Origin of the sequence: Rhizobium album (genome assembly GCF_003122325.1) — a bacterium.
Classification (GTDB): Bacteria; Pseudomonadota; Alphaproteobacteria; order Rhizobiales; family Rhizobiaceae; genus Metarhizobium; species Metarhizobium album.
In genome coordinates, this window is record NZ_QFBC01000008.1 from 70,558 (window position 1) to 82,888 (window position 12,331).

At 65.6% G+C, this 12,331-nt stretch carries 13 protein-coding genes; 6 read left to right on the forward strand and 7 right to left on the reverse strand.

Annotated features, from left to right (window positions below):
* Positions 1–14: 14 nt before the first annotated feature.
* The 6 genes from DEM27_RS17955 to DEM27_RS17980 form a co-directional block, all read right to left on the reverse strand.
* Positions 15–788, reverse strand: coding sequence for an ABC transporter ATP-binding protein (locus tag DEM27_RS17955; protein ID WP_109459630.1), 774 nt, complete (start codon positions 786–788; stop codon positions 15–17).
* 113 nt (positions 789–901) lie between these two features.
* Positions 902–1,591 carry an ABC transporter permease gene (locus tag DEM27_RS17960; RefSeq protein WP_109459631.1) on the reverse strand — a complete coding sequence of 230 codons (690 nt, stop codon included), beginning with the start codon at positions 1,589–1,591 and terminating at the stop codon, positions 902–904.
* Positions 1,588–2,307 (reverse strand): ABC transporter permease, encoded by a 720-nt coding sequence (locus DEM27_RS17965; RefSeq protein ID WP_109459632.1) that lies wholly within the window; start codon positions 2,305–2,307, stop codon positions 1,588–1,590. Before DEM27_RS17965 ends, DEM27_RS17960 begins: the two co-directional genes overlap by 4 nt.
* Positions 2,308–2,381: 74 nt before the next feature.
* A complete protein-coding gene (locus DEM27_RS17970; protein ID WP_109459633.1) occupies positions 2,382–3,224 on the reverse strand; it encodes a transporter substrate-binding domain-containing protein in 843 nt (280 codons plus the stop codon).
* Between the two features lie 38 nt (positions 3,225–3,262).
* Positions 3,263–4,672 (reverse strand): amidohydrolase, encoded by a 1,410-nt coding sequence (locus DEM27_RS17975; RefSeq protein ID WP_245445905.1) that lies wholly within the window; start codon positions 4,670–4,672, stop codon positions 3,263–3,265.
* 243 nt (positions 4,673–4,915) lie between these two features.
* Entirely contained in the window at positions 4,916–5,614 is a 699-nt protein-coding gene (locus DEM27_RS17980; protein WP_205908916.1) for an FCD domain-containing protein, read from the reverse strand.
* A 525-nt stretch (positions 5,615–6,139) separates the two neighbouring features.
* On the opposite strand from DEM27_RS17980, the gene DEM27_RS34640 reads away from it, so the two are divergent.
* Genes DEM27_RS34640 through DEM27_RS18010 form a run of 6 tightly spaced genes read left to right on the forward strand, consistent with a single transcriptional unit; the run spans position 6,140 to position 11,271 of the window.
* Complete coding sequence (locus DEM27_RS34640; RefSeq protein ID WP_245445907.1) at positions 6,140–6,676, forward strand: VOC family protein; 537 nt, start codon at positions 6,140–6,142, stop codon at positions 6,674–6,676.
* Complete coding sequence (locus tag DEM27_RS17990; RefSeq protein ID WP_109459635.1) at positions 6,673–7,530, forward strand: VOC family protein; 858 nt, start codon at positions 6,673–6,675, stop codon at positions 7,528–7,530. Before DEM27_RS34640 ends, DEM27_RS17990 begins: the two co-directional genes overlap by 4 nt.
* A gap of 4 nt (positions 7,531–7,534) precedes the next feature.
* The gene (locus DEM27_RS17995) at positions 7,535–8,203 is read left to right on the forward strand and encodes a class II aldolase/adducin family protein (protein ID WP_109459636.1); all 669 of its coding nucleotides are present in this window, start codon (positions 7,535–7,537) and stop codon (positions 8,201–8,203) included.
* A gap of 26 nt (positions 8,204–8,229) precedes the next feature.
* Entirely contained in the window at positions 8,230–9,684 is a 1,455-nt protein-coding gene (locus DEM27_RS18000) for a 2-hydroxymuconic semialdehyde dehydrogenase (RefSeq protein WP_109459637.1), read from the forward strand.
* A 14-nt stretch (positions 9,685–9,698) separates the two neighbouring features.
* Complete coding sequence (locus tag DEM27_RS18005; RefSeq protein ID WP_109459638.1) at positions 9,699–10,481, forward strand: fumarylacetoacetate hydrolase family protein; 783 nt, start codon at positions 9,699–9,701, stop codon at positions 10,479–10,481.
* A gap of 7 nt (positions 10,482–10,488) precedes the next feature.
* Entirely contained in the window at positions 10,489–11,271 is a 783-nt protein-coding gene (locus DEM27_RS18010) for an HpcH/HpaI aldolase family protein (protein WP_109459639.1), read from the forward strand.
* A gap of 294 nt (positions 11,272–11,565) precedes the next feature.
* On the opposite strand, the gene DEM27_RS18015 is transcribed toward DEM27_RS18010, so the two are convergent.
* Positions 11,566–12,225: a TetR/AcrR family transcriptional regulator gene (locus tag DEM27_RS18015; RefSeq protein WP_109459640.1), complete on the reverse strand. Its 660-nt coding sequence runs from the start codon at positions 12,223–12,225 to the stop codon at positions 11,566–11,568.
* Between the last annotated feature and the right edge of the window lie 106 nt (positions 12,226–12,331).

The window sequence follows — 12,331 nt, forward strand, 5'->3', positions numbered from 1 at the left end:
CAAATCATGCCGGTTCAGCTGGATATGAATGCACGGAAACGTTTACTCTTCGGGTTGCCGAAGACCTCGGCCGGTGAGCCGTCTTCGAGGATCTGGCCGCGATCGACGAAGACGACGCGGCTGGAGACGTCGCGGGCGAAGGCCATTTCATGGGTGACGACCAGCATGGTGCGGCCTTCCTCGGCCAGCGCCCGCATGACCTTCAGCACCTCGCCGACGAGTTCCGGATCAAGCGCGGAGGTCGGTTCGTCGAACAGCATGACATCCGGCTTCATCGCGAGCGCGCGGGCGATGGCGGCGCGCTGCTGCTGGCCGCCGGAGAGACGAGCGGGATAGGCGTGGCGCTTGTCGGCAAGCCCCACGCGCTCCAGAAGGCTTTCGGCCTCCGCGATGCATTCGCCGCGCGGGCGCCCGTGCACATGGACGGGGCCTTCGATCAGGTTTTCGAGAATGGTCATATGGCTCCACAGGTTGAAGCTCTGGAACACCATGGCGACCTTGCCGCGGATGCGGGTGATCTGCCGGCGGTCGGCCGGCACGAGGCCGGCCTTGCCGGGCTTGAGGCGGATGGTCTCGCCGTTGACGGCGATCTCGCCGGCAGTCGGCGCTTCCAGCATGTTGATGCAGCGCAGCAGCGTCGACTTGCCCGAGCCCGACGAGCCGAGGATCGAGATCACCTCGCCCTCGTGGGCGCTGAGCGAGATGCCTTTCAGCACCTCCACCGGCCCGAAGCTCTTGTGCAGGGCGCGGATTTCGATGGCCGGGGTCTTGGTCTGCAAAGCTGTCATGGACTGTTTCCTGGAACATTTCCAGCCGAAGCGGAATCGATTGGGCGTCGGATAATGTGGCAAAAACAAAAGGATAGAGCGTGACCCGTGAACCGGTGTTCACAGGAGATGCTCTAGCGGGCGAGGTGCCGCATAAGGCGGCGTTCGAGAAGGCCGAGCGCCTGGACGAGCACGACGTTGAGCACAAGGTAGAGCGCGCCGGCGACGAGGAAGACCTCGATGGCGCGGTAGGATTGCGAGATCGCCTTGGCGGCAAGCCCGGTGATCTCCATCAGCGTCACGGTGGAGGCGAGCGAGGTTGCCTTGACCATCAGCACCAGTTCGTTGCCGTAGCCGGGCAGGGCCTGGCGCAACGCGATGGGAAAGACGATGCGGCGGAAGAGGAGGAATCCGGAGAAGCCGGCGGCGCGCGCTGCCTCCACCTGTCCCGCCGGCACCGCCTGCAGCCCGCCGCGGAAGATTTCCGCGCAATAGGCCGCGGTGTTGAACATCAGCGCCAGCACGGCGCACCAGTAGGGATCGCGCAACAGCCCCCAGAGGCCGAGCGCCGACAGCGTCGGGCGGAACTGGCTGAGGCCGTAATAGATCAGGAAGAGCTGCACCAAGAGCGGCGTGCCGCGGAAGGCGAAGATGTAGAAGCGCGCCACCCGGCCGAGCGTCGATGGCAGTGCGACTTGCGCCCAGACGAGGAGAAGGGCGAAGATGGCGCCGAGAAGGCTCGACAGGGCGGCGAGCTGCAGCGTCAGCGGAACGCCGGAAACGAGGGTGGCGAAGGTTTCGCGCAGGAAGGCGAGGTCGATCATATGGCGATCCCCACGCCGCGCCGGCTGCGGCGCTCCATCAGCGCGAAGCCCCGGGTCGAGACCCAGCTTATCAGGAGATAAAGCGCGGCGGCGGTGAGGTAGAACTCGAAGGGGCGCCGAGTGGAGCCGGCGGCGATCTGCGCCTGGCGCAAAAGCTCGACGAGGCCGATCACCGATATGAGCGCCGATTCCTTCAGCACGAGCTGCCAGGTATTGCCGAGGCCGGGCAGGGCATAGCGCAGGATCAGCGGCACCAGGATGCGGCGCAGGATCTGCGGTCTGCTCATGCCGATGGCAATGGCCGCCTCGATCTCGCCGCGAGCAACGGCGGCATGGGCGCCGCGGAACACCTCGCCCTGGTAGGCGGCCGAGACGACGGCGATGGCGAGCGCGCCGGTCAGGAACGCGGGAACGCCGATGAAGCCGGCATGGCCGAACAGCGCGGCGAGCCGGCCGAGCACGGCGCTGCCGCCGAAATAGAAAAGGTAGATCACGAGCAGGTCCGGAATGCCGCGCATGACTGTGGAATAGGCCTGCGCCAGCCCGCCGATCACCGCGCCGCCGGCAATCCGCGCCCAGGCAAGCAGGCCGCCGAGAACGGCGCCGCCGGCAAAGCCGGCAAGCGCTACGGCAAGGGTAATGAACGTCGCGGTGGCAAGGGCTGGGCCCCACCCCTCGGGGCCGAAGCCGACGAGATCGAAATAGCTGGCTGTCATGGTCCTACATCAAATCCCCGGGCCGGTCGGGCGCCGTCTTTTTCGCGTGCCCGACCGGCTGTTCCTGGCTGCCGTCACTTCCATTCGGGGGTGAGGTCGATGCCGTACCACTTGACGAAGAGCTTCGACATGGTGCCGTCGGCGGCGGCCGCGCGGATCGCTTCGTTGAAGTCCGTCTTGAGCGCGTCATCGCCCTTGCGCACGGCAACGCCCGCGCCGCGGCCGAACATGGAGCCGCTCAGCGTGTATCCGGCGATTTTCACGCCCTTCATTTCCGGCTTGCTCAGCGAGGCGGCGAGGATCGGCGCGCCGGCGAATACCGCATCGACGCGGCCGGCGAGGAGATCGAGGTCGGATTGTTCGGCGCTCTTGTATTCGTTGAGCGTGATGTCGCCGCCGAAGGCCTTGGTCAGGTAGTCGACGCCGACCGTCGCGGTCTGCGCGCCGATGGTCTTGCCCTTGAGCGCCTCGTGCAGCGCGGCGATGGCCGGGCCGGCGGCCGCCTCGTCATCGAGGTTGACGACCGTGCCGGTGCCCGGCAGGTCGGCGAGCGGACCGTCGCCCATCGTGGCGAAGGCGAGCGAAACGCGGATGTAGGGGATCGAGAAGTCGACGACCTCGAGGCGCTTGTCGGTGATCGACATGCTGGCCATGATCGCGTCATACTTGCCGGCATTCAGCGACGGGATCAGGCCGTCCCAGTCCTGCGCGGCGATCTCGCACGTCACCTTCATGCGCGTGCACAGGTCCTTCGCAAGTTCGATCTCGAAACCATCGAGGCTGCCGTCGGGCTTGGTGAAGTTGCCGGGATAAAAGGCGCCTTCCGTGGCGATGCGCAGGACCTTGTCTTCGGCATGCGCGGCCGTGGCCATGGTCAGGCCGAAGAGGATGGGGGTGATGAGATGCAGGACTTTCATTGCTTCCTCCCTGAAAGCGTCGTGGATATGGATGGAGTTCAGGCCGGCAGCGCCGGGCCAGTTTCCGGCGGCAGCAGGCTGCGATAGGCGCGTCCGCCGCGGCGCTCGGCAAGTTCAGCCTTGGCTCTGGCGATAAGGTCGGGGTCGGCGAGGCATTCGGCGGCCGTCGCCGCCATCGCCTTGGCGGCGAGCGCAAGGCCGGCATGGGCCTGGGCGCGCTTGCCCTGGGCCACCATCTGCCAGGTATGGAAAAGCGTGCCTATGGCGTAGCAGGCGGTGTGGCACTGCACAGTCGGCACGACCCAGCTCACGTCGCCCACATCGGTGGAAACGAAGGCCAGACGGTCGTCCGCGGGTAGGGGCAGGACGGCGGTGTGGTACGGCGCGGCCCGTAGCGCCTGAGGCCGCCCGCCGAGCGAACCGGCGATATCGGCCTCGCTGATCGCCTTGCCGCGCAGTTCGGCGGCGAAGGCAAGGTCCTCCGGCGTCGGCGCGGGCGCGCCGGCGGCAAGAAGATGCCGCTCCATCGCCTGCATCAGCGCACGGCTGAGAAGGATGTTCTGCCCTGCATCCGTGATGGCATGGGCGACGGTGGTGCCGGTCATCAGCCCCGCGCCCCTGGCGATGTCGCAGACGCGCGCAAAGACGTCCTCGCAATCGGCCGAGGCGGGCGAGCGGATCAGCCACACGACCTCGGCCGTCGCCTGCACAACGTTAGGCGCGTTTCCGCCGGTATCGGTGATGGCCGAGTGTACGCGGGCATCGGGCGGCATGTGTTCACGCAGATAGTTGACGCCGACGCTCATCAGTTCCACCGCGTCGAGCGCCGAACGTCCCAGATGCGGCGTGGCGGCGGCATGGGCGGCGCGGCCGGTGAAGCGGAAGCGCGCCTCGACGAACGCAAGCGACGTTTCTGCGTCCACCTCGTTGACGATATGCGGATGCCAGGTGAAGGCGGCGTCGACGTCATCGAAAGCCCCGGAGCGCACCAGAAACACCTTGCCCGAGCCCGCTTCTTCCGCCGGGCAGCCGTAGAAGCGCACGCGGCCGGGCCGGCCCTCGCGATTCAGCGTTTCTGCCAGCGCCACGGCTGCGAGGGCCGAGGCCGCGCCGAGCAGGTGGTGCCCGCAGCCATGGCCGGGCGTGCCCGGCCATGCGGCCACCTGCGCACTGAGATCGGCCGTCTGCGCTAGGCCGGGCAGAGCGTCGTATTCGCCGAGGAAGGCCACGGTATGCGGCGCATCGGCGGCGGAGGCCCATTCGGCGAGGAAGGCCGTCGGCATGCCGGCAATCCCGCGCGTCACGGCAAAACCGTGGGCGGCGAGAAGACGGCTCAGCCGGTCGGCCGCCGTTTTTTCGCCGAAGGCCAGTTCCGGTTCATCCCAGATGGCGTCACTGCAGTGGGAAAACTGCGGCGTATGGGCCTCGACGGCGGCGAAGATGGACATGGAAACCTCATCTGGAGCGATCCGCTCCTAAAGTTTATCAATATTATTTCTCATAAAGCAAAAATATCGATAATTTGTCAAGAGTGCAAATTTTGCCGAGTTTCGTCTCTGTGTTTTTCGGTGAAATGGTGTGGTTCGCTGCTAGGGCGCGTCGCGATCCTGCAGATCCGCTCTCACGCTTTAGCTCCTTGTTTCCGCGTGTCGTTTCCGCAAAACCGCTGCGCAGTTTTTGCGCGACCTGCGTCAGGCGACAATGCGCTCCAGTGCTTCGGTCACCGCATTGGTGGTGCGTTCGATATGGCTGCGGATAACGTCGATGGCGCGCTCGACGTCACGGTCGAGCGCCGCGTCGAGCAGAGCGCGGTGTTCCAGATGGATATCGCGGGTGAACAGGGTCTTGATCCGGGACAGCCGGCGATAGCGCTCGTGGTGGCGGAACATCATCTCGCGCATGCGCAGCACCCAGACGGAGGGACAGGCCGACACCAACGCCTCGTGGAAGTCGTTGTTCAGCCGTTCCCACTCCTTCAGCCGGTCAGCGCCCTGCTTGTCGGAGAGCTCGATCCGCTCCAGCCGGTGATAGGTGGTGATCACGCGCTCCTCCCACTGCCGGTCGCCGGCGGGTATGGACTGCGATAGCGCGTCCGCCTCGAAGATCTTGCGCAGATGGCCGATTTCCCGGGCATCGGACACCGACATCGGCGCGACGACGAAGCCGCGCTGGCCGACCAGAGTGGCGAGATGCTCGCCCGAAAGGCGGGCCAGCGCCTCGCGGAGCGGGCCGGCGCCGATATCGTAGCGGTCGCGCAGGAAATCGATTTTCAGCTTCATGTCGGGCGCAAGCGCGCCGGTGATGATGTCTTCCCGGACCAGTCTGTAAGCCTTTTCAGCCTGGGTCTTTTCATCCCCGGTTTCCAGAATGTCCTGTTGCGTTTTCGACAACGATGCCAACCCCTGTTATGATTTTCGAGATTATGACATTTTCGGAAAAACATCAATTTAGAATTTGACTTCGGCATAATATCGATATTTTATGTGTTCACCAAAGAAATGTCGATGATCGATGCTGCCCCTTGCGCGACGGCATCGGATGCTTCATGCGCGGCGAGGAAAGGGTGTGTGGGAGCGCGCCCGGGGAGACGGAAATGACTGCATTCTATCGCGACCTCAGGTATCTGCGCCTGCCGGTGCCGGATCTGGCTGTCGCTGCGTCCTTTGCAACGGACGTCTTCGGTCTCCAGGCTGGCGACAGCGACGACGACAACCGCCGCTTCCGTTCCGATGCTCGCAATTATGCGCTCTGCTATACGCGCAACGACGGCCCGGCCGTCGCGCTGACGGTGGCGCGGCCAGGATCTCGATGCGGCCGAGGGCCGGCTTGCCGAGTGGTCGCCGGCTCGCCTCGACGCGGAGGAATGCCGGATACGACAGGTCAAGAGCGGGCTTGCCGTCACCGCGCCGAACGGCGTGACGGTCGAACTGGTCTGGCGGCCGCTGACGTCGGGTTGGCGCTATCATGGCCCGCGCGATGCCGGCATCACCGGTTTCGAGGCCGTACAGCTTGCCTGCACGGATATCGCCGCCAACGAGGTTTTCTGGACCCGCGGCATCGGCCTTGCGGTTTCCGACTGGATTGGTGAAGCCGCCTTCCTGCGGCTCGACGAGGCCCATCACCGCATCGCGCTCTACCCGTCCGAGCGCGACGGCATCCTGGGCGCGAGCTGGGCGGTCGAGGGCATCAACAATGTCATGCAGGGCTGGTACTTCCTGCAGTCGCGTCAGGTCCCGGTCATGCACGGCCCCGGCCGGCAGGCGGCGTCGAACGCCGTCTTCGTCACCGCCAGGGGCCCCGGCGACATCTATTATTCCTACGTGGCCGAGACCGAGGCGGGGCCGCAGGTCGCCGCGCGCGGGGCTCGCCAGTTCTCCGATACCGCACGCTCGCATTGCGCCTGGGGCTCGCCCTGCCTTGCCCCGGAATTCCAGGGAGGAGAAGAGCGATGATCGAACTCAAGGACGTGGTCTACTGCCGGCTTGGCACAATCGACCTTGCCGGCGCGGAATGGTTCGCCGTCAACATTCTCGGCCTCGAAGTGTCGGAACGCCGCCGCGGCGCGACCTATTTCAAGTCGGATGCCCGTGAACATACGCTCTGCTATTTCGAAGGGGACCCGCAGGACCAGGTGACGGCCTTCGAGATCGGCTCCTCGGACGACCTCCAGCGCGCCGCTGCCACGCTGGAAGGCCTCGGCCATCGCGTGCATTACGGCTCGGCGCAGGAATGCGACGCGCGCCATGTCCGCGAGTTCATCCGCTTCAACGATCCGACCGGCAACGGCATCGAGTTCGTCGTCCGGCCCGAAATGTCGGGCAGGCGCTATCACGGCACGCGCGATGCCGGCATCACCGGCTTCTCGCATGTCGGGCTGTGCACCACGGATGCCGAGCGCGACGAATCCTTCTGGACACAGGTCTGCAATGCCCGCGTTTCCGACCGCATCGGCGATGCGCCGCTGATGCGGCTCGGCACGATCCATCATTCCATCGCGCTGTTCCCCTATCACAAGGCGGGTATCCAGCACATCAACCATCAGGTCGAAAGCGCCGACGACATTCAGCGCTCCTTCGGCCATGTGCGGGAAAACCAGGTCAACATCACCTTCGGCCCCGGCCGCCATCCGACTTCTTCGGCCCAGTTTCTTTATTTCACCGGCCCGGAGGGCATGACGTTCGAATATTCCACCGGCGTTTGCGAGATCCATGACGAGCCGCTGTGGCGCGACCGGCAGTTCCATTTCGAGCCGAAGGGTTTTTGCCACTGGGGCGCCAAGCCCAATATCGCGGCTTTCAAGGGCTGACATCATGACCAAGGACCTTTCGACCGCGGTGCGTGTCGCCGCGCGCGCCCTTGGGCGCGCCGGCCTGGTACACGCCTATGGCCATTGCTCGGCACGCATCGACGCGGAGCGTTTCCTCGTCTGCCCGCCGCGCCCGCCGGGATTGGTCGCGCCGGGAGAGCCGTGCGTGACGGTTCCCGTCAGCGGCGGCCTGCCGGACGGGGTGCTGGGCGAAGTCCGCATCCACCAGCAGATCTATGCGGCAAGGCCGTCAGCCGGTGCCGTCATCCGCTTCATGTCGCCGAGCGTCATGGCGCTCGCCGCGCTCGGCCGTCCGCCGGAGATGCGGCACGGCTTCGGCACCTATTTCGCCCCGCGCGTCGGCTTCTGGAACGACATCCAGCTCGTCCGCGACGATGCGCGCGCCGCCGGCGTCGCCGCGGCCATGGGAGACAGCACGGGCGTATTGATGCGCGGCAACGGCGCGGTCGTCTGCGGCGGGTCGATCGAGGAGGCGCTGATGCGCGCCTGGTACCTGGAGGACATGTGCCGCATCGAGCTTGCGGTGATTGGCGTGCCCGGCGCGCCGGTCATCGGCGCGCAAGAGGCGGCGGAGCGGGAGACGCTTGCCGGCGGCATCGTGGAACGCATGTGGGACTACCTGACGGCGGGCGACCCTGAACGGAAATCGTGACCGGCGGTCACGCGAAAGGACGAGACGTGGCAACCTATCTGAATTTCATCGACGGCAATTTCGTGCGCGGCAGCGGCGAAGTCTTCGCCAATCATTTCCCGAGCACCGGCGCGGTGATCGGCGATGTTTCCGCCGCCGGGCGCTCCGAGGTGGACGCCGCCGTCGGCGCTGCGCGGGCGGCGCTCAAGGGACCGTGGGGCCGCATGCCGCTCGCCGAGCGCGTCGCGCTGCTGCGCAAGGTGGCCGACGGCATCAATGCCCGCTTCGACGAATTCCTTGCCGCCGAGATCCGCGATACCGGCAAGCCGCGCTCCATCGCCTCCCATATCGACATTCCGCGCGGCGCGGCCAATTTCAACGTCTTCGCCGACCAGATCCTCACCGCCTCGACCGAAACCTTCGAGATGGCGACGCCGGACGGGGCGGGCGCGCTCAATTATGCCCTGAGGGTGCCGCGCGGCGTCATCGCCGTCGTCTGCCCGTGGAACCTGCCGCTGCTGCTGATGACGTGGAAGGTTGCCCCGGCGCTTGCCTGCGGCAACACGGTCGTGGTGAAACCCTCCGAGGAGACGCCGGCGACGGCGACCCTGCTCGGCGAGGTGATGAATGCGGCGGGCATTCCGCGCGGCGTCTACAATGTCGTGCACGGCAACGGTCCCGGCGCGGCCGGCGAATTCCTCACCAGTCATCCCGATGTCGACGGCATCACCTTTACCGGCGAGACGCGCACGGGCGAGGCGATCATGCGGGCGGCGGCCGGCGGCATCCGCCCCGTCTCGCTGGAGCTCGGCGGCAAGAATGCCGGCATCATCTTCGACGATGCCGATCTCGACGCCACGCTGGAAGGCATCGGGCGCGCCTGTTTCGCCAATACCGGGCAGGTCTGCCTCGGCACGGAGCGGCTTTATGTCCAGCGCGGCATTTTCGAACGGCTGGCCGAAGGGCTGGCGCAGAAGGCCCGCAGCTACCGCTTCGGCGATCCTTTCGACCCGGCGACGACGATGGGCGCGCTGATCAGCGCCGAGCACCGCCGCAAGGTGCTCTCCTATTATGAGAAGGCGAAGGCGGAAGGCGCGACGATCCTTGCCGGCGGCGGCGTGCCTGACCTTCCGGGCTACGAGGGCGGCTACTGGATCCAACCGACCGTGTGGACCGGTCTGCCGCAGCATGCGCCCGTCATCACCGAGGAGATCTTCGGTCCCTGTACGCACATCACTCCCTTCGACAGCGAGGAGGAAGCGGTCGCGCTGGCCAACGACAGTCCTTATGGGCTGGCCACGTCGATCTGGACGACCAATCTTTCCCGCGCCCACCGTATCTCGCGGCAGATCGAGGTGGGCATCGCCTGGGTCAACTGCTGGTTCCTGCGCGACCTCAGGACTCCGTTCGGCGGCTCCAAGGCCTCCGGCATCGGCCGCGAAGGTGGCGTCCATTCGCTCGAGTTCTATACCGAGCTGCGCAACGTCTGCATCAAACTCTGAAAGGCCCGCCAAGAATGTTGAATGACGAACAGCGCGCCGAATGCGCGGCAAGCCTCCTAGAAAGCCACCGGACCAAGGTGCAGGGCCGCCGCCCCTCGGAAATGTTCCCTGAGATCGAGATCGCCGACAGCTACGCCATCTCCTCGGCCGTTGCCGCCGAAAGGGTGAAGGCGGGCGCGAAGATCATCGGCCACAAGATCGGCCTTACCTCCAAGGCCATGCAGGCCGCCTCCAAGATCGACGAGCCGGACTACGGCTACATGTTCGACGATCTCGTGCTTGCAGACGGCGCGAAGGTGCGGTTCGAGGATTTCTGCGTGCCGCGCGTCGAGCCGGAGCTGACTTTCGTGTTGAAGGAGCCGCTGAAGGGACCAAATGTCGGCCTCGTCGATGTGCTGCGCGCCACGGAATGGGTCATCCCCTCCATCGAGATCATCGATGCGCGTGTCACCGAGCCGCGCAGGATCTTCGACACCGTGGCCGACAACGGCGCGGCGGCGGGCCTCGTGCTCGGCGGCCGGCCTGTCCGGCCCACCGACATCGATCTGCGCTGGGCCGGCGCCATCTTCTACCGCAACTCGGAAATCGAGGAGACCGGCCTTGCCGCCGGCGTGCTCGGCCATCCGGCCATGGCGGTCGCCTGGCTCGCCAACAAGCTCGCCCCCTTCGGCGTCACGCTGGAGCCCGGCCACATGCTGCTCTCCGGCAGCTTCACCCGGCCCGTCTGGGCGAGGAAGGGCGATACGCTGCATGCCGATTTCGGCCCGCTCGGCGCCGTCGCCGTCCAGTTCGTGTGAGGCGGCGATGCAGGCGCCCCGCAACAGCTTCAAGCGCCGGCTGCTGGCCGGCGAAACCCAGAACGGCCTCTGGCTGACGCTCGGCAGCCCGATCTCCTCGGAGGCCCTGTCGCTCGTCGGCTTCGACTGGCTGCTGTTCGACACGGAACATTCCCCGGTCGATCTCGCCGCCGTCCAGCCCCTGCTGCAGGCTGCCGCGATCGGTACGGCGCAGGCGGTCGTCCGCCCGGCCTGGAACGACAAGGTACTGATCAAGCGCGTCCTCGACATGGGCGCCCAGACACTGCTGGTGCCCTTCATCGAGAGCCCGGAAGAAGCGGCGGCCGCCGTCGCGGCAACCCGCTATCCGCCGAGGGGACTGCGGGGCGTCGCCGGTGCGACGCGGGCCAGCCGCTTTGGGCTGACGTCGGATTATTTCACGGTCGCGGACGATGAGGTCGCCGTCCTCGTGCAGATCGAGACGGTCGGCGCGCTCGCGCGGCTGGAGGAGATCGCCGCCGTGCCGGGTGTCGACGGCGTCTTCATCGGCCCCTCCGATCTTTCAGCCTCGATGGGCTTTCTCGGTCGGGCGGGCGCCGGGGAGGTGCAGGTCGTGCTCGAGGAGGCTGCCGCGCGTATACGTGCTGCGGGCAAGGCGCCTGGTATCCTCGCCACCAATGCTGCCGACGCATTGCGCTACCGCGGCTGGGGCTACCGCTTCATTGCCGGGGCGGTCGATCTCGGCCTGCTGCTTGCCGGAGCACGGGCCGTTCTCACGGAAATGAAAGGCAGCGCGCCGCAGCATGCCTAGATGGCGTGGTTGTCGTTCGATTGTTCCACGGTGGCTTGCCGGCTGGACGCGTCTGGAAAGCGGATCGCTATTTTGCCTGCGGGCAGGGGTTCAATCCCGCGCTCTCGGCGCTCGGCCCCATCATGGCCCTGCCTTCGGCATTGCAATTGATATAAGTCTCTTCCCAAACCGGTCGGGTATGGACCGTTGAAGTCTTCACCGGGACGGTCCTGGCGACTCAAGCCGGAACGGCACGGAATCGGCCGCCCGGATTACGGCGGGGCAACTTCGCCCCGCCGGTTCAAGCCCCCGGCGTCATATGCATACCAGGTGCATGATGGTTTTGATGTTGAACTGGATTCTGTCCTCGAGAGCGTCCTTGGCCATGAGATCCCGCTCGTAGATGATCGAGCCGGTAAAGCGGTTCGTCAGGTAATAATAGCCGACGGCGGCGATCGTGATGTTGAGCTGCACCGGGTCGATGCCGCTGCGGAACACGCCTGCCGCCACGCCACGTTCAAGGATCTCCGAGACCATGCCGACAAGCTTGCGGCTGGAGGACTTGACGATGTCCGATTTTTTCAAATGCTTTGCGCGGTGCAGGTTCTCGCTATTGACGAGAGTCAGGAATTCCGGGTTCTTCAGATAATATTCCCAGGTGAAGCGAACGAGCTGTTCCAGCGCGGCCTTCGGATCGAGATCCTCGAGATGGAGTTTCTGTTCTGCGCTGCGGATGTCGAGATACGCTTCTTCGAGAACGGTCTGGAACAACCCCTCCTTGCTCTCGAAATAGTGGTAGATCATACGTTTGTTGGCCTTGGCCTTCTCGGCGATGTCATCCACGCGCGCGCCACCTAAGCCATTCTTCGCAAACTCCTTTTTCGCAGCCTCAAGGATGCGGGTCTTGGTGGCCTCCGCGTCGCGGATACGTGGCTTGCGGCCGGGTTTTTCCTGCTGGTCGCTGGTCGCGTTCAAAATTGCTCTCCGCCGCGGTCGGGGTTTCTACTGTTCCGGTCATATATGCACGAATCGGCCATCGTCAAAAACATCCGAACCGCACGACATGCTCAAGGCCAGTGTA